The sequence below is a fragment of the Lunatimonas salinarum genome, from assembly GCF_017811155.1.
GTDB classification, from domain to species: domain Bacteria; phylum Bacteroidota; class Bacteroidia; order Cytophagales; family Cyclobacteriaceae; genus Lunatimonas; species Lunatimonas salinarum.
On sequence record NZ_JACVCV010000008.1, the window covers coordinates 157,857 to 175,586 of the forward strand.

Consider the following 17,730-nt stretch of genomic DNA (forward strand, 5'->3'; position numbering starts at 1 on the left):
GATCCGAACTTAAAAGCCATAAAAAAACCGCTTTGAACTCATCAAAGCGGTTTGGATATGCCAATTACTAGGGGTCTTATCTGTCCCTACCTCCCACGGCTATCATCGCACAGCGAAAGCCAATGTGGTTGGTGGCCGAATCTTGGTGTAAAAATCGCCTTGCACCGGGTGCAAGCCAATACGCCACATCTCTCCAAGATCCACCTTTGTACACCCGGAATTCGTCGCTGATCATGGATGTATTGTAGGTACTTTCCTCGTCAAAAACACCGTCTTTACGAAGGGGGTTTAGATCGTCAAAATCCTGAAACGAAAGTGGTCTATACACATCTTGCACCCACTCATTCATGTTCCCGGCCATGTTATAAAGCCCAAAATCATTCGCGGGGTAGTTATATACGTTCGTTGGGATAATGTCTCCATCGTTAGAAACAGAACCCGCTATACCCGCATAGTCCCCTCTGCCGCGCTTGAAGTTCGCCAAGAAGTCTCCCTGCCGAGCCTTTCGCTTTATATTGTAGGGATTCCTAGGGCCCCTTCCGTCCCAAGGGTAGATACGGCCATTTTCTTGGTTTTCGTCCATGTATTGGGTTCCGATCATCGCCTTTGCAGCGTATTCCCACTCGGCCTCATTGGGTAACCTGTAGTCTGGAAAAACTGCCCCACGCTCAATAAGCTGGCTTTGGGATAAGGTGGAGTCCAATTCATTTCTTTCTCTATTGAGTTCGTTTACATAAATGGTACGCCACTTGGCATACACATTTGCTTGGGTCCAGCTTACACCAGCTACGGGGTAAAAATTAAAACCAGGATAATTGAAGTAATAGGTTGCGTAAACGTCATTATAGGACAGTAGACCGTCCCAAACGCGGTCATTTGGCTGTAATTTGAGGATGGAATCCGTACTTACCCGGGTCTTCATGTTAAAGAGGAACTCCTTGTAGTCCACATTGGTTACCTCTGTTTCATCCAAAAAAAACGAGGCGACAGTTACCGTTCTCTCAATGTTGTCCCGAAAGCCCATAATGTCCTGCTCTTGGGATCCTAAAACGGCTCTTCCACCTTGGATAAATTTCAGCCTCGGTCCAACCACCTCCTTAGGCAGCGTGAACACCTGAAATTTCGTCGTGTCATCGTCATTGAAATTATAGACAGCACCTGTGGAGGCACTAACCCGACCCGGATTGCTTGCAGTCCTTCGATCACTCTGACTGCCGCAGCCATAAAAAAATAACATTGAACCGACCATGAGGAAGGCAGTCGCCAACGAATAAAATTTGTTCCCTGAATTCATGTGTCTATAATTGTTTTTCAGTTACCGCAACTTGTCCCGATGTATCAGGATGTCTGACCCGATCAGAATCTGGGCTCGTTTCCATGCGAGAATAGCTTGGTTTTTCCTCTAATTAAAACGCTAATATAAGATCAATAATATACTTTAGCAATAAACTTTTATGTCGGAACTTTCTGCTACAAGCTCATAGGAGCGCTTTTTGCCCATATGTTCCATATTTTTATCGGCAAGTCGCACTAATTGTACTATATAAACCCCCTAGTTATTGAGATCTTCCAACGCTTTCTTGGCATCTTCGACCGTTTGCACGTGACTGACTACAAGAATCAAACGGTTTTTGTGTTCTTTTATTTTGGCATTTTTTCCCAAATGCTGCACTTTTTTCAAGATATTGCCAAATAACGGCGACTGGTAGTACTCCGTGCGTTCTGATGAAACAAAGTGACACTTCATTTGTTTGCTTTTCAGTACCAGTTTTTCAAAACCAAGCTGCTCGGCAAGCCAGCGCAAACGGACAGTTTCCAACAAGGTAACCACATTGTTTGGGATAGGTCCGAACCGATCTGCCATTTCTGCCGCAAGTTTTGCGAGCTCTTCTTCGGTTTTCACATTGTCCAACTTGGCATACAGACTTAATCGCTCGGAAATGTTGCTCACATAGGTCTCTGGTATCAGCAGTTCGAGATCTGTTTCAATTACGCAGTCACGCACCAGTACCTGTACCTTTTCCTTTAAATCTGCCTCGAACAAGGCGGCAAATTCATTTTCCTTCAATTCCTGCACGGCTTCATCAAGGATTTTATGGTACATCTCAAAGCCAAGGTCACTTATAAAGCCACTTTGTTCAGCGCCCAACAGATTACCGGCACCCCGAATATCCAAGTCCCTCATAGCCACTTTAAATCCATCGCCCAAATCGGAAAACTCCTCCAAGGCGGCAAGCCTTCGTCTTGACTCCGGAGTAAGTACGGCCGTGGGGGGGGTGAGTAGGTAACAGAAGGCCTTCTTATTGCTTCTGCCAACCCTTCCTCTCATTTGGTGTAGATCGCTTACACCGAACATGTGTGCTCGGTTGATAATGATGGTGTTTGCATTCGGGATGTCCAGGCCAGACTCGATGATATTCGTCGAAATCAACACGTCGTATTCACCCTCGATAAAGCTCACCATGATTTTCTCCAGCAGCTTTCCATCCATTTGTCCATGAGCGCCGATCACCTTGGCATCAGGCACCAAACGAAGAATGAGGTTTGCGATAGAATCGATCTCCCCCACGCGATTATGAACGAAAAACACTTGTCCGCCCCGTCTCAATTCATTTACGATCGCATCACGGATGATCTCTTCCTGAAAGGTGTAAATCTCTGTCGTAACTGGCTGCCGATTGGGAGGCGGGGTGGCGATAACAGAGAGGTCTCTAGCCCCCATTAAGGAAAAGTGCAAGGTACGGGGAATAGGCGTAGCCGTAAGGGTTAGCACATCCACATTTACTCTTAGCTGCTTGAGTTGATCCTTTACCTTAACCCCAAACTTCTGCTCCTCATCGATGACCAACAGCCCCAGATCCTTGAATTGGATATCCTTGTTCACAATCCGGTGGGTACCTATGAGTATGTCAATCTCCCCTGTATTTACCTTGCGAATGATTTCTTTGATGTCTTTTGCCGTACGAAACCGGTTTATGTAATCGATTTCGACCGGAAATTGTCCCAGCCGCTCCTTAAATGTGTGGTAATGTTGCATGGCCAAAATCGTAGTCGGTACCAGCACTGCCACCTGCTTACGGTCATTGACCGCTTTGAACGCGGCACGTATCGCCACCTCGGTTTTGCCAAACCCCACATCCCCACATACCAGCCGGTCCATCGGATAATGCTTTTCCATGTCTCTTTTGACATCGGCGGTTGCCGTAGCTTGGTCAGGGGTGTCTTCGTAGATAAAAGAGCTCTCCAGCTCCACCTGCAGCACGCTGTCACTGCTGAAGGCATGTCCACGAGCACTCGTTCGTTTGGCATAGAGCGCAATCAGGTCCTTGGCAATGTCCTTTACTTTACTTTTTACCCGCTTCTTTTTGTTTTCCCATTCAGGCGAGCCCAGCTTGGACATTACCGGCTGAGTCCCCTCCTGTCCCGAATACTTGGAGATCTTATGTAAGGCATGAATATTGACGTACAATAGATCATCATCCCGAAACACCAGCCGGATGGCTTCCTGGAATTTACCGTTTACGTCTACTTTTTCCAAGCCGGCAAACCTACCGACCCCATAGTCCACATGTACAATGAAATCACCAGGCTGCAGGCTTCTCAACTCCTTTAATGTCAGCGCCTTTGATTTGCTCACGCGCCTTTTACCCTTGTGCCGGTGAAACCGCTCAAAAATCTCGTGATCCGTGTAGCAGGCTAGCTGCAGGGACTCGTCGATATAGCCTCCCCGTAAACTAAGCATCAATGGTTGAATACGTAAGGTAGGATCCAGTTCCTCAAAGATATTTTTCAGGCGGTCAATCTGTTTTTCGCTATCCGAGCTGATGATATTTACAAAGCCCCTGCGCTCGTTTTCTTGCAGATTGGCGACCAGGAGATCAAAATTTTTGTTGAAAGATGGCTGGGGTTTGGTCTCGAATTGGAACACTTCAGCTGCTTGCGGGGAGGAAACATGTCCGAACTCCACCTTTCGGAAAGTCGGCACTTTGCTAATAAACGAACTTCCCGTGTCAAACAGCTTTTCGGGATCCATCAGTACGGATTTCCCCGCGTCGCTTTGCCCCTTGTCTCGCTGATAACGCTCTTCTGCCTCCTGAAATAGGCGGTCCATCTGATCCAACGCATGGGCCTTATCCTTGAACCAAAGCCAAGTATCCTCCGGAAAAAAGGATACCAGTGACTGCCTCATTTCCTCTTTGAAAAGTGTCTGCACATTGGGAACAATCGTGATTTCGCCCAAGGTACTTTGCGAAAGCTGACTCTCCGGATCAAAGGTTCTGATGCTCTCGATTTCTTTGCCAAAAAGCTCCAAGCGATAAGGCAAATCAAACGCATAGGAAAAAACATCGATAATACCCCCTCGAATCGCAAACTGCCCTGGTTCGTAGACGAAATCTGCCTTTTCAAATCCATAGGTATGCAGCAGTTCCTCTAAAAATGGCACATCTACCGCTTCCCCAACCTTGACACCAAAGGTGCTTTCTTTTAAACTTTTCTTATTGACTACCTTTTCGTAGAGTGCCTCCGGGTAGGTTACGAGCATGCCACCGGTTAACGTATTAGAAAGCAAGGTACTCATTACTTCTGAGCGCATTAACACATTGGCATTGTCTACTTCTTCATATTGGTAGGGCTTTTTGGTGGTAGCGGGGAAATATAGCGGACTTTGACCTTCCTTGATCACTTCCAGATCGCCATGCAGGTAGCTAGCCTCTTCCTGGTCATGGGCCACTACGATGTGAAATCCCCCTAGTATTTTCGCAAGCGAATGAATGACCACCATGTCCGAGCTGCCGGAAAGCCCTTTAAGCTGAACGAAATCACTACCACTTTTTGCGAGCTTATCGGCTATACTGCGGATAACCGCATCCTGCTCGTAAAGCCTCAAGAAATCAACTTTTTCCAAAACTAGCTTGAATTTTAGGGGTATGTAAATCGGCTGCAAGTTAGAAAATAACTTACGAATACCCTGTAAAAGCCTGTGCAAGATGCTCACCCCCTCGCTTTCATGCTTTCATTTTTTGGTACCTATTTAAGAATAATCTGCTGAACCATCATCTCCTCAATTTGTTTACCTTTAAAAAGAAAGAAAACACATGGCTACGAAAGAAAAAGTACACTGGTTTAGCCGAATAGAAAACATGCATCCCTATCAGACATTGGTTTATTTAGGCATGTTTGGATCGGGCCTGATCTTTCTCTTTTTGCTGATCGCATTTTTAGGCTCTCAAGCGACTTTTTCTTTTTCCGGGCTATCCAATATCCCTAAATCCTTCGTGGTAAGCACCTTTGCACTGATTCTAAGCGGGTATACCGTTACCAAGATCGTACCCCAATTTAATGCCTCAGATAGCAGGAAGTTAAAATCCGCTGTGGTGGAAACGCTTCTCCTAGGGCTGCTTTTCACGGGGTTACAGTTGCTGGGCTGGCGTGAACTGAATGCCATGGGGATCACTTTTGTAGGTTTGCCCTCCGGCAGTTTTTTATACGTACTTAGCGGGATTCACCTGATTCATTTGGTGGGGGCCATGATCTACGCAGTAGTCCTAGTGATGCATCTGCGCACATGCGAAAACGATGCCGTAAAACACCTGTTTCTTTTCTCAAACCCTTACGAGAGGATGAAATTCATGCTTTTTTCCACCTATTGGAAATTTATGGACATCGTCTGGATCGTTCTCTTCTTTACCCTAATCATGGTTATTTGAGGCGCCTGAGATAGGGTTTTGGTACTTTTAGGGTTATTTCTGAGCAATAAGACCCTTTTTGATTGAATTCGGGCCGGTGCTTCGTAACTTTACCTGTTGTAGTCACGTCTCAGATAAATAAATAAAAAACTATGTCACAAGAACAATACGAGATAAATATCAATCCCGACTGGATTAAAAAATACCTGGTTAAGATTATTTTGGGTATTGTCCTATTGATAATACTGGGAACTTCCATCAAAACCGTAGGGCCGGAAGAGGAAGGGGTTGTTATTCAGCTTGGGGAATACAACCGGACACTTCAGCCGGGTTTGGCATTTATCATCCCCTTCATGGAATCGATCTACAAAATCCCTGTACAGCGCCAACTAAAACAGGAATTTGGGTTCCGAACGTCCAATGCCGCGGAACGATCTGAATATTCAAAAACGGGGTTTTTGGACGAGAGCATGATGCTGACCGGCGACTTAAACCTTACAGATGTAGAGTGGGTCATTCAGTATAGGATCATCGACTCCTACAAGTTTCTTTTTAGGGTAAGGAATGCGGAGAAGACCCTTAGGGATATGTCAGAGGCGGCCATGCGAAAGATTGTGGGCGACCGGACCGTAAACGAAGTGCTCACCGTAGGGCGGCAAGAAATCGCCTCCAGCGTGGAGGTGCTGCTGCAGGAAATGTGCGACGAGTACGAAAATGGCATTCGCATAGACCAGGTGGTACTTCAAGACGTCAATCCACCGGAACCGGTCAAGCCTTCTTTTAACGCGGTAAACGAAGCGCAGCAGGAAAGAGAGACTCTGATCAATCAGGCCGAAGCAGAGTATAACCGGGTGATTCCGCGCGCAAGGGGTGAGGCTACCGAAACCATCCAACTAGCTGAAGCCTATGCCTTAAACCGGGTAAATCGCGCACGGGGGGAAGCCAACCGATTCAATTCAGTGTATGAGGCTTACATCAAAGCGCCCGAAGTAACCAAACAACGAATCTATTTGGAAACCATCGAACGGGTGTTGCCCAAACTACGGAATAAAATCATCACCGACGAAAAAGGAAGCAGCGTATTGCCTCTTCTGAACCTTAACGGAGAACCTAAAAAACTGAACCCATGAACAATCAACTAATCATCTATCTGGTAGTAGGGGCAATACTCCTGTTTACACTGAACGATTCCGTATTTATCCTAGATGAAACCCAGCAGGCCATCGTGACGCAATTCGGCAAGCCGGTAGGCGAACAGCGGACCAGCCCGGGAATGAACTTTAAGATTCCTTTTATTCAAAAAACCCAATTTTTCGACAAAAGATACTTGGAGTGGGATGGGGACAAAAACCAAGTCCCCACGAAGGACAAGAAATTTATTTTTGTAGACACCTATGCCAGGTGGCAGATTACAGACCCCTTGCAATTCTTTATACGGCTTCGGGATGAACGATCTGCACAGTCACGACTCGATGATATCCTAGATGGAGAAACCAGAAATGCGATAGCCAGCAACGACCTGTTGGACTTGGTTCGGTCTTCTAACAGAGACCCGGAAGTGACCGAAGATTTTATGGAGGAAATTGAAGTGCTTGAGGATATTGAAGTGGGCAGGGCTGCCATCGAAAAGATCGTCTTGGAAAAAGCCAACCAACGCTGCCTAGACCTGGGTGTCCGCATTCTGGACTTTCGGTTCAAGCGTATGAACTACGTAGATGAAGTCAGGGATCGGGTATACGACCGAATGATTTCCGAACGAAACCGTATTGCAGACCAGTTTCGATCTGAGGGTCAAGGTGAAGCTCGTGTGATTGAAGGGAACAAAGAACGTGATTTGGCTCAAATTCAATCAGAAGCTTACCAAAAAGCCGAAGAAATCCGTGGACGAGCGGATGCTGAGGCATCTGAGATCTACTCAGCGGTTTATAACCGAAACAGACAGGCAGTCGATCTGTACCGCTTTTTGAGAAGCATGGAAGCCTTCGAAAAATCCCTAGACGAAAACACCAGCTTGATTATCTCCTCTGACTCGGAATTGTTCCGTTATTTCAAAAGGTTAAACTAATCCGATCACCGTTGGTTTAACTAGGATATGATGCATATCACCCTATCCACCCAGGTGGACCAACATTATCTAAAGGTAAAGGAAGGATTCAGCAGCGAACTTTTGCTCAAGCTGAATCCTCCCTTTCCCACCGTAAGGCTCACACGTTTTGATGGATCAGAAGTCGGAGACCTCGTATCTTTGGAAATCAACATGCTGATTGCCAAAGTAAACTGGACTAGCAAGATCACCAATTCCGCCATTACTGCCGAAGAATATTATTTTGTGGACGAAGGGGTATCGCTTCCCTTCTTCTTACGTAAATGGAAACATAAACACCGGATAATCCGCCAAGGGGATGAACAGACGGTGATCCGCGACGAAATCTCCTTTAGCGGCAGGTTTAGCCTACTAACCCCGATCTTGTACCCGGTACTATATTTTCAATTTCTTTATAGAAAGCCCATTTACCGCAAGGTTTTCGCAAAAGAAAACCCGTAAAAACATTACATAGTCAGGTGTAGATTTTCACAATCGGTGATTCTACAATCTCCATACAAGACAAGGGAATGGCTAGTGATGGAAGATTCGAATTCTTTCCCGATGGCGTCTTTGATCAAGTTGATACGTTCATCGGAAAACTCCTTTATTTTTCTACACTGATTACACACATAGTGGTCGTGGTGCTTGTAGGTAAGCGCTTGTTCGTAAAGGGCCACTTTATCTTTAAATTGATGCTTAACGGCCAGTCCGCATTCCACCAAAAGATCCAGTGTATTGTAGATCGTTGCCCGACTAATCGAATACCCCTTATTTCGCATCAGCAAAAAAAGTCCTTCCACATCAATGTGCTCGTCCTGCGGAAGGGCATATAATTCATCTATAACCGAAAAACGCTCAGGGGTCTTTCTACTGCCCTGACGTAGTAAATAGTTTTCAAATATTTTTTTTGCTTTTTCTATAAGTGACTTTTCTGCCATAGCTGTTGGTTATGAAAATTAAATATGCGGCTTTTTTTAGATTTTATCAAACGGGCGGTGATTCCTGACCTCTCATTAAATCTTATTTGCTTTCATTCTAAATTAAATCCGAAGCGCAAATCAACTGGTCTACTGAGTTTGCCGCATGCCAGTAACCCAAAAACCGCAACAATTTTGAGGCATTCCAGTTATTGAAACAACATTTATTTAAAGATTCTACAACAAACTGCTGCAACTCAGAATTATTTTTTATCTTAACCTATCAAATAAGACTGTCCAATATTCTATGCTCGTCACCCGGAATATTTCCATCACCCTATTTTTTTGCTTTATATATTCAATGATGGCCGCACAGGTGCCGGGCTTTTATATGAAAAATGAATCCCGAAGGGTGAAAATCCCATTTATTGACTCCAATAGCTTGGTGATTATACCCGTTTCGGTAAACGGAAGTGAACCGATCAATTTTTTGTTTGACACCGGTGTCAAATCAAATATCTTTTTTAGTAAAACCATTGCCGACGAACTGGGCATGCAGTATACGCGGAAACTCAACCTCGTGGGGGCCGACGGTCAAACCGTGCTGAGCGCCTCCGTATCTCCAAACAATCATTTTGACCTAGGGGAAATTGAGGGGATCTATCAGGCGGCATTGGTGCTGGATGAGGATTTTCTTGAACTGGAAAAAGTAATCGGAATCCCAATATACGGAGTAGTGGGACACGAGTTTTTCAAAAGCAACCCCGTCAAGATCGACTATGACAATGCCGAGGTCACCATATACCGAAGTAGTGCGCTGAAATGGAAACCCTTTGGCTTCCGATCCATGCCCATGGAGTTGATCGGGAACAAGCCCTATGTGAACACGACCATACGGCAGATTGAAGGTCCCGAGATACCTGCAAAACTACTTATAGACACCGGTGCCAACCATGGCCTCCTGCTCAATCGGGAAACGACAGACGAAATCGTTTTGCCTCCCCTGACCTTGGAAACCGATCTGGGGCGATCACTCGGAGGCGATCTGTTTGGACTGGTTGGGCGAGTACGACGGGTAGAGATGCAGGGCTTGAAATTCAGAGGGGTAATTACCTCGTATCCCGATCAAACCGAATTTTCGGACGTGATCATCGAAACCGGTAGGCAGGGAAGCATCGGAGCGGAATTGCTAAACCGAATAAAAATTATATTCGACTACCCTAGAGAACGTGTGCTGTTAAAAAAGGGGGCGAAATTCAGCGAACAATTCGATTACGATATGAGTGGGTTGATGATCCGGGTTTTGTCGGCGGAAAACAAGCGCTTTTATGTCAGCCAAGTACGGGAAAACTCACCGGCAAGCTTGCAAGGCGTTCAACTCTATGACGAGATTGTCGCGATCAACAAAGTTCCCGCCTACTTTTGGGAACTTGCGGATATCACAAACCTGTTCCGCTCCGAAGAAGGGCGGGTAATAACCCTGGAAATCCTCCGGGGAACCGGCACAGAAGAAGAGGCCCCTGAAAAGCTTCGAATCTCCTTTGTGCTAAAAAAGCAGCTCTAAAAATGGGCATATAAATCCGCGGCATATTTTTTGCTGGTTCTTCAATCACGAAAAAATATAAACTACGCTTTTGAAGCTACGAACGGCAGTAGATTAAAATTCTTTTCAGTTATATTTGTAAAATTCTACGTTTGAGGTAAATAGCTTTTTGCAAGGTATTTAGGCGACATAGTCCATGGAAGGATCTGGTACGATTGATTTTATAAATTCGTTAATATCCGTTTATAAGCCGGCAAACAGTCCCGCTGAGTGTCTTTTTGTTTCAGAAAGGTTACGCGAGGCATGTACATCCATTGATTTTTCCACTCCAGAACAAGCCTTTGAACAGCTTTTTCCACTGGCTCCAAAACCCGTGTTTGAACGGTTTGCTCAGGCAATTAAATCAGGAGATACCTTGGTTGTTCCTTACCGTCAGGAAAGTTCGCTGCTATTTGTGGCGGTAGAAGGAAACGTACTACCTGGAGCAAACAAAGCCTGTTACCTGAATTTCCACTTTTCAAAAAGAGACAGCACTCCAAATCCCCCCAAAGGAAGCTTTCAGCGGAATCTATTAGAGGATCGGCAACTTTACCAACGCATCGCAGAGAATTTTCCGCGTGGTACCATCGACGTGCTCGATAGTACCTTTCACTACATCTATACAGAAGGCACCGAATACAACAAACTTAAAATTGATCCCGCCACGCTAATCGGAACCTGCCATTTGGACTTGATACATGGAGACTCACTTGAAGCGGCACAGGCTCATTTGACCCAAGTACTCAAAGGTGAGATGGTCACCTACGAGACGACGATTTGGAACAATACTTACCAAAGCAACGCCGTGCCACTGAGGAATGAAAACAAAGAAATCGATCACATTCTGTTGGTGCATCAAAACATTACAAACGCCAAAAAACTGGAAGCAGAACGGGAGGTATTGATCAAGGACCTGGAATCTCATAACGAGGAACTGCTTCGTTTTGCCTACATTGTGTCGCATAACCTGCGGGCACCCATTGTAAATATTTCTCTCTTACTTGATCTCTACAATGAAAAGAATCCTGCCGACGCTGAAAACCAGGAAGTGATCGAAAACCTAAAGGTCTCCACCAATCTGCTGAATGCCACCCTACAGGATCTGATCGAAGTGGTATCGATCAAAAAGCAAAAAATCCCAAAAGTTGAACTGATCAACTTCCACCTCCTATTAAATAACATCGAAAAGAGTCTCTTTAATCAACTAAAAGAGTCCGGGATAAAAATACATAAGGATCTGTCCGCGTTAAGCGAAATGAACTACGTATATGCCCATTTGGAAAATTTCTTTATGAATTTTCTGACCAACTCCGTCAAATACAAACATCCTGACAGGACGCCCGAGGTATGGATAAAGACCTACAAAAGTAAGGAGTACTGCGTAATAGAATTCCGTGACAACGGCATCGGTCTCGACTTGGAACGGTATGGAGATAGGCTTTTTGGATTGTACCAGCGGTTTCACAACCACGTAGAAGGAAAAGGAATGGGCCTCTACTTGGTAAGGGAACAAATCCGGTCCAACGATGGTAAGATAGAAATATCCAGTAAGGTAGGAGAAGGCTTGGCGTTTACCCTATATCTCCGAAATCTGATTGGATAGCCAAGCCCTCTCCTATTCACCTGTTATTCAGACAGTAAGGAAGCTGCCTCGCTGTCCAGAAAAATGACCGCATGGGGGTGATTCTGTAATACCGAAGCTGGCAGCTCCGTAGTGATGGGCCCTTCGATCATTTCCTTTATTGCTTGAGCCTTACTTTGACCAAACGCCACCATGATTACCTTGCGTGCATTCATGATGGATTGAATTCCCATGGAGATTGCCCGGTTTGGGATATCACTTGGAGATGGAAAATATTTCGCATTGGCCGCTATTGTGGCTTGGCTCAACTCGGCAACGTGGGTCAGGGTGTCAAAAGAGGTGCCTGGTTCGTTAAACGCAATATGGCCATTGGTGCCTATCCCAATAAGCTGAATGGCAATACCTCCTGCCTCTTGAATTTGCCGCTCATAATCGGCACAATTTCTGGCTAAATCTCCTATCCCTGAAGGTACGTACGTATTTTCAAGCACAATATCGAGGTGATCGAACAACTGCTCATTCATGAAATACCGGTAGCTCTGCGGGCTATTTCCATCAAGTCCTTCGTACTCGTCCAAGTTAAAAGTCTTCACATCCTTATAGGATGTCCCATTGTTCCGATGATCCGCAATTAGATTTTGGTAAACTCCTATCGGAGAATTGCCGGTAGATAATCCCAACACCAATTCGGGATTCCCCTTTACCGCATCGATGATCTCCGCCGCGGCAGCTCGGTTCAGTGCTTCTACTGTATCAAACTTTTTTACGTCCATAATAAACATTTCGTCATTTATGATTAACTCTTTGGATTAAATACGCCGATCTTCCAATTCAGGCCAATACAGCGAATGCGTACCTCAATACGCCATCATTAATTTCCCCAAGTTGGCAGACTGAGTTCGTATTTGACTGCAACCAAACGTATGGATATAATGGCCGATATCGATACCAATAGGTTTATGTCCCTGTCCAGCCCATAGTTATCGCAAATCAAATAGCCTATTGCTCCGGCCAAACAAGCAGAAGCGTAAATCTCCCTTCTGAACAAAATCGGAATTTCGTTGGTAAGGGTGTCTCTGATTACACCCCCCATTACCGCCGAAAACATCCCCATAATGGCCGCCACCTCCAACGAGAATCCAAGGCTGAGCGTCTTTTCCACTCCCAGAATGGTAAAGAAACCGATCCCCAACGTATCGAATAGAAAGAGGGTTTTTCGTAACCTGGACACAAATCGAAAGAACATAAAGGTCACGATGATACCCGCAAAGATGGCGTAGAGAAATGCGACATCCCCAATCCAAACCAAGGGATAGGCCCCCAATAGAATATCCCGCAAACTGCCGCCGCCAATAGCGGTGATGAATGCGGTAAATCCTGCGCCAAACCAGTCATGCCCCTTATCTTGAATCGCCAAAGCACCCGAAATTGCAAAGACAAAAACACCTAACAGTTCAAGTGCATATTGAAGATCCATGAGATGAAAATTATATCTGCGCAAAGATACGTCAATGATCCAATTGTTCCTCATCGACGGAACTTCGGTTTCCCTTTTCGTCACTAAGATCCATTCTTTTGAAAAATAAATACCCCCATGGCCCGCTGACCATGAACGACCACCGACTTTGGTGCTTCCAAGTAAGTAAGCCCCCACTCCTCCATTAGGCCCTGAAGCATCGATTCAGTAAGCAAAAAACGCTCACTGCCATCAGGGAGAAGGTATCTCCCATCGCCTAAGTCTGTAGAAATCGACCGAATATCCCCTGCATCGGTGCAGGTACGCAGCCAAAAAATGCCTCCGTCCTTCAAAACCCGCATCAATTCCGCCCACATAGTTTTAAAATGCTGACTACTCGTCGCAAAGTGCAACACGGCACTACAGATGACCGCATCAAAGGCTCCTTTATGAAAAAGGATCTCCTCTAAGCCACACACCTGAAACCGTAGGATGTCGAAACCTGGATTCAAGGTCTGGGCGTGCATTCTAGCCATCTTTATAGATAGCAAGTCCCTGTCAATCCCGAAAATCTGGTATCCTCCCTTCACAAAGGGATGGGCATTTCTACCCTCTCCACAACCAGCATCCAACATTTTCATCTCCTTTGAAAACCGCCCCTTTAGAAGCTGATCCAATAGATAGATGTCGATGTTTCCCAAAGCCTGATTTAACGCATGCATATCCATCGTCATACCATTTACCCTTAGATGACTTCGTTTAATCCAAAGTAGTAGGCGAATTGATCCCCCACACCAAAATCCAGGCGAATACTTAAGCCTTCCTCATTTATCTTATACCGGAAACCCATTCCGCCGGAAACCTTGAATTTCGAAAATCGAAATTGATCCGGGGCCGAGGTCACCTGACCGGTACTTCCAAAAAACACCAAGCCCAGATTTCGATAAATTCGCAGGCGGTATTCACTCTGAAATACCATTGCATGGCGATCCCGGTATTTGCCCTCAAAATACCCCCTCATCCGATCACTTCCACCAATAAGGGAAACTTGTTGAAAAGGAGCGGCTCCGGCGGTTAAGCTCATCCAAGCCTGCACGGCCAAGACCTGATTCGGATTGATGGAAAAGTATTTTCGGAAATCAACCTTCAACTGCGCAAAGGAGTATGAGCTGCCAATTACCGGCGAAAACAACATGAGGCGGGCCTGATGATAAGCCCCGGAGGTAGGTTGAAAAATATTTTCTCGCGTATCGTAATTCAGCACGCCGCCCACTCCGGAAAGGACTTGCCCGGAACTTCCCCTCACATTTCCGCTTTCCAGCATGCCTGTAGGCTCAGTGCGATAGATATCTTCTTGGCGGAATTCATAAACCGGGCCTATATACACACCCTTTGCAACCTTGCGCTCATACAACAAATGAAAATGGGCATAGCGGCTGGCATAAAATTCTCCCTTGGTTGGGGAATTGCCAAAACCGTAAAACTTGAACGGAAAATCGGCCAATTCCAATCGGGAGTTTAAATAACCCACATTGTCAGCTTGCCATAGATTTAACTCGGTGGTAAATAACAGTTGTTGATTGAGCGTGTACAACAAGGTAATCGGTACGGTAGAAGGCCTCGTGGATGCGGCACCCTCACCTATTGGTCTAAACAGCTTGATAGCTCTGGCTCCAATACCGATACTTGTCTCAGGAGAATAGGTCAACGCTGGAATGACGGTCCAATGGTCGCTGCTAACCGCATTGATCAACTTATCCGCCGTATCGAACATCTGCTCTATCAAGGTACCTTGATTGGAGTCCTCTCGAAGAATTTGCGCAAAACCACCCGACACCAGCATCCACGCCGCAAACGTCAAAAGTATCAGTCTGTTCATTTGGGCGCCAATATACCATATTATTGCAATTAAAACTCAATAATAAGCCCAACGGTAGGAAGGATAGAACCTGCTGTATTACGTATGCTCCTCAACAAATACCGACTAGGGTCATTGGGATCAACAACGGGCCTATCTTCTGCGTCCCTTATCGCTACCAAACGCTCCTGCTGCTCCGCTTGGAAGTTGTAGGCATTTTGGATATCAAAGTACCAGTTTAAATTCCATCTCTCGAAGAAATACTTCTTGTCTACCCGTAGATCCAGCTGGTGAAAACTCTTTAATCTTTCGGCATTAATCCGGTTATAATCAAATAAGCCTTGATTAAACAAATCCCAATTAGCCCGGAGTGAAGACGCATTTAAATCAAAAGGAATAAAGGGGGTGCCGCCCAAAAACCGCCAACGTGCTCCGATTTCCCAGTCACGCTTAAGTCGCTTTCCCGCGGTCAGACTCACAATGAATCGGTTGTCCCAAGCGGAAGGAACAAAGCCCTCGGTATTTGGATTGGTAAATTCGCTGCGAACCAGCGTCACCGCTGCTATGCCATAAAAATCGTTAAAGAGCCGCTGCTGGGCCAGAAACTCCAGTCCATAAGCCCTTCCTCTACCATCTGACAATACCGGTTCATTACCAATTACTCCAAAATCTGCGCCGAGATTTGCCAAAACCACCCCATTTCGGATAGAGGTGGGGTAATTACCATACAGCTTATAGAATCCCTCAACCGTGAATCTGCGGTTCTTTTCAGGGCGTTGGATTTCTATACCCGAAATAAAATGAGTCGATCGAATGAATTGAACATCATTTTCCTGATTCACCAAGATCCCCTCGTTATTTCGAAAACCCAGTACGGTATACGGCGGACGTTGGTAATAAATCCCTGCATTTGCGGTCCAGAATAAACGCTCTCCTAGTTGGTAGCTGATGGAAGCCCTGGGGCTAAGCTGATTTAGCGGATTACTAGCTGTGGGACCAAAATCACTCCCGTCCATCCGAAGCCCTCCCGATACCAAAAGGCGATCATTCACGAACTTTTTACTCCCTTGTACAAATGCACCGTAGGAGTGGAACAGCGCGGTGGCGCCTACGTCCAAGGGCACACCATCCGTTATTTCAACCCTCCTGTCGAAATCTTCGATCAAATACCTGCTAAATTCGTAATTGAATCCATATTTTAGCGTGTAGCCCGTTCCGAATATGCTATTCTCCGCACGGAACTTATTTTCACTTTCCTGAGATCGGTAATCAAATATCAGGTTTTGCGGACTACTCTCATCGTTATTCTGATATTTAAAGGCTCGGTTGTTTAGCATATTCCTGCTAAGCACATAAGTCCAAAACCCATTAGACCGAAACCGCTTTAACTTGACACCGGTAGCGTAGTTCCACTGGGATTGGATGGGCAATGAATTCAACAAGAACAGTCGATCGTCGCGCTCCTCTTCCTCTTCCTCGCCCGGCAGGTCAAAATTCAACGCAAATTGGTCGATTGCACCCACGCCAAGGAAGGTAAGTTCCGTTTTGTCATTGATACGTGTCTTGGTCTTGAGCGTAAAATCATGGAAAGTGGGAAGAAATGGCAAACCCAATAACCTGAAAAGTCCTTGCAGATACGAGCGCCTTGCCGAGAGAATATAGGTAGTCTTTTCGCTCAATGGGCCCTCGTTGGATACGGTCAGTTCAGATGCCCCCACTGTCAACTGGGTAAACATCTTGTCTCTTCGCCCATCTTTCAACTCAAACTCAAAAAAGGAACTCAAGGAGTTCATCCTGTTTGCCGGAAATGCCCCGCTGATCACATCAACATTTTTGATGAGGTTCACATTCAAAATCCCCAACGGCCCCCCTGAAGAACCTTGGGTGGCAAAGTGGTTTATCACCGGAACCTCAATTTCGTCGATAAAAAACTTATTTTCATTAGGTGCTCCGCCGCGAATGATGATGTCATTTCTAAAGCTGGCTGTACTTGCCACACCGGGCAAGGATTGAATTACCCGACTGATATCACGGTTCCCCCCCGGATATCGCTCTATCTCATTGGTATTCAATTTTCTAGCAGAAATGGGGGTGTCCTCAGACCGGGAAAATTCAGAGGAAACCACTACTTCCGCCAAGTCCGAAGCATCCTCTTCCAATGGAAAATCCAGCTGCACCGCACGGGCGCGGGTGATCTGTACTTCAAACACCGTATTTGGCTTGAATCCGACAAAGGATGCACGCACATTATAGAGACCTGGTGGAATATCTGAAAGCTGGTAATTACCGTTCTCGTCCGAAACGGTACCCAAATCGACTCCCTGAACGACTACGTTAGCGAAAGGAATGGGCTCGTTGTTTATTGGATTAAACACCCGCCCCTGCAGGCTGACCTGTTGGGACATCCCCGTCAACGTGAATAGAAAAATAAAGGCTGAAATTAAATAATATCGCATCGGTTGTTTGTTTTATTTTTAAAAGCTAACGTGAATACTATTTTCTGACAAAGCTAGAAAATAACTTCCAGCCGCTATTGGTTGGTTAAAACTATGTGACTGCCTT

At 45.7% G+C, this 17,730-nt stretch carries 14 protein-coding genes; 6 read left to right on the forward strand and 8 right to left on the reverse strand.

The features are described from left to right. Positions 1-76: 76 nt before the first annotated feature. The gene (gldJ, locus tag IAQ59_RS11645; protein WP_209330982.1) at positions 77-1,294 is read right to left on the reverse strand and encodes a gliding motility lipoprotein GldJ; all 1,218 of its coding nucleotides are present in this window, start codon (positions 1,292-1,294) and stop codon (positions 77-79) included. Between the two features lie 258 nt (positions 1,295-1,552). After that, positions 1,553-4,906: a transcription-repair coupling factor gene (gene mfd, locus IAQ59_RS11650; protein WP_209330983.1), complete on the reverse strand. Its 3,354-nt coding sequence runs from the start codon at positions 4,904-4,906 to the stop codon at positions 1,553-1,555. Between the two features lie 190 nt (positions 4,907-5,096). On the opposite strand from mfd, the gene IAQ59_RS11655 reads away from it, so the two are divergent. The 4 genes from IAQ59_RS11655 to IAQ59_RS11670 all read left to right on the forward strand — a co-directional run bounded on the left by IAQ59_RS11655 (position 5,097) and on the right by IAQ59_RS11670 (position 8,232). After that, a complete protein-coding gene (locus IAQ59_RS11655) occupies positions 5,097-5,708 on the forward strand; it encodes a cytochrome c oxidase subunit 3 (RefSeq protein ID WP_209330984.1) in 612 nt (203 codons plus the stop codon). A 131-nt stretch (positions 5,709-5,839) separates the two neighbouring features. Next, the gene (gene hflK, locus IAQ59_RS11660; RefSeq protein ID WP_209330985.1) at positions 5,840-6,817 is read left to right on the forward strand and encodes an FtsH protease activity modulator HflK; all 978 of its coding nucleotides are present in this window, start codon (positions 5,840-5,842) and stop codon (positions 6,815-6,817) included. After that, complete coding sequence (gene hflC / locus IAQ59_RS11665; protein WP_209330986.1) at positions 6,814-7,752, forward strand: protease modulator HflC; 939 nt, start codon at positions 6,814-6,816, stop codon at positions 7,750-7,752. Before hflK ends, hflC begins: the two co-directional genes overlap by 4 nt. Before the next feature lie 27 nt (positions 7,753-7,779). Beyond that, entirely contained in the window at positions 7,780-8,232 is a 453-nt protein-coding gene (locus IAQ59_RS11670) for an SRPBCC family protein (protein ID WP_342450700.1), read from the forward strand. 5 nt (positions 8,233-8,237) lie between these two features. Here the strand turns inward: IAQ59_RS11670 and IAQ59_RS11675 are convergent, their stop codons facing one another. Continuing rightward, positions 8,238-8,711 carry a Fur family transcriptional regulator gene (locus tag IAQ59_RS11675; RefSeq protein WP_209330987.1) on the reverse strand — a complete coding sequence of 158 codons (474 nt, stop codon included), beginning with the start codon at positions 8,709-8,711 and terminating at the stop codon, positions 8,238-8,240. Positions 8,712-9,051: 340 nt separating this feature from the next. Between IAQ59_RS11675 and IAQ59_RS11680 the strand changes: the two genes are divergently transcribed. After that, positions 9,052-10,254 carry an aspartyl protease family protein gene (locus IAQ59_RS11680; RefSeq protein ID WP_245189562.1) on the forward strand — a complete coding sequence of 401 codons (1,203 nt, stop codon included), beginning with the start codon at positions 9,052-9,054 and terminating at the stop codon, positions 10,252-10,254. Between the two features lie 352 nt (positions 10,255-10,606). Beyond that, entirely contained in the window at positions 10,607-11,875 is a 1,269-nt protein-coding gene (locus IAQ59_RS22625) for a sensor histidine kinase (RefSeq protein WP_209330989.1), read from the forward strand. Between the two features lie 23 nt (positions 11,876-11,898). Here IAQ59_RS22625 and nagB read toward each other — a convergent pair whose 3' ends face one another. The 5 genes from nagB to IAQ59_RS11710 all read right to left on the reverse strand — a co-directional run bounded on the left by nagB (position 11,899) and on the right by IAQ59_RS11710 (position 17,624). Further along, positions 11,899-12,627, reverse strand: a complete 729-nt coding sequence (gene nagB / locus IAQ59_RS11690) for a glucosamine-6-phosphate deaminase (RefSeq protein ID WP_209330990.1) — start codon at positions 12,625-12,627, stop codon at positions 11,899-11,901. 98 nt (positions 12,628-12,725) lie between these two features. Further along, positions 12,726-13,331, reverse strand: a complete 606-nt coding sequence (locus tag IAQ59_RS11695) for a trimeric intracellular cation channel family protein (protein ID WP_209330991.1) — start codon at positions 13,329-13,331, stop codon at positions 12,726-12,728. 83 nt (positions 13,332-13,414) lie between these two features. Then, positions 13,415-14,038, reverse strand: coding sequence for a class I SAM-dependent methyltransferase (locus IAQ59_RS11700; protein ID WP_209331096.1), 624 nt, complete (start codon positions 14,036-14,038; stop codon positions 13,415-13,417). Between the two features lie 17 nt (positions 14,039-14,055). Then, a complete protein-coding gene (locus IAQ59_RS11705; protein ID WP_209330992.1) occupies positions 14,056-15,189 on the reverse strand; it encodes a BamA/TamA family outer membrane protein in 1,134 nt (377 codons plus the stop codon). A 29-nt stretch (positions 15,190-15,218) separates the two neighbouring features. Next, positions 15,219-17,624, reverse strand: coding sequence for a TonB-dependent receptor (locus IAQ59_RS11710; protein ID WP_209330993.1), 2,406 nt, complete (start codon positions 17,622-17,624; stop codon positions 15,219-15,221). Positions 17,625-17,730: the final 106 nt, after the last annotated feature.

Coding starts and splice junctions, on each gene's coding strand:
- gldJ (WP_209330982.1), bottom strand. CDS start 1,294: ATGAATTCAGGGAACAAATTTTATTCGTTGGCGACTGCCTTCCTCATG.
- IAQ59_RS11655 (WP_209330984.1), top strand. CDS start 5,097: ATGGCTACGAAAGAAAAAGTACACTGGTTTAGCCGAATAGAAAACATG.
- hflK (WP_209330985.1), top strand. CDS start 5,840: ATGTCACAAGAACAATACGAGATAAATATCAATCCCGACTGGATTAAA.
- hflC (WP_209330986.1), top strand. CDS start 6,814: ATGAACAATCAACTAATCATCTATCTGGTAGTAGGGGCAATACTCCTG.
- IAQ59_RS11670 (WP_342450700.1), top strand. CDS start 7,780: ATGATGCATATCACCCTATCCACCCAGGTGGACCAACATTATCTAAAG.
- IAQ59_RS11675 (WP_209330987.1), bottom strand. CDS start 8,711: ATGGCAGAAAAGTCACTTATAGAAAAAGCAAAAAAAATATTTGAAAAC.
- IAQ59_RS11680 (WP_245189562.1), top strand. CDS start 9,052: ATGATGGCCGCACAGGTGCCGGGCTTTTATATGAAAAATGAATCCCGA.
- nagB (WP_209330990.1), bottom strand. CDS start 12,627: ATGGACGTAAAAAAGTTTGATACAGTAGAAGCACTGAACCGAGCTGCC.
- IAQ59_RS11695 (WP_209330991.1), bottom strand. CDS start 13,331: ATGGATCTTCAATATGCACTTGAACTGTTAGGTGTTTTTGTCTTTGCA.
- IAQ59_RS11700 (WP_209331096.1), bottom strand. CDS start 14,038: ATGGATATGCATGCGTTAAATCAGGCTTTGGGAAACATCGACATCTAT.
- IAQ59_RS11705 (WP_209330992.1), bottom strand. CDS start 15,189: ATGAACAGACTGATACTTTTGACGTTTGCGGCGTGGATGCTGGTGTCG.
- IAQ59_RS11710 (WP_209330993.1), bottom strand. CDS start 17,624: ATGCGATATTATTTAATTTCAGCCTTTATTTTTCTATTCACGTTGACG.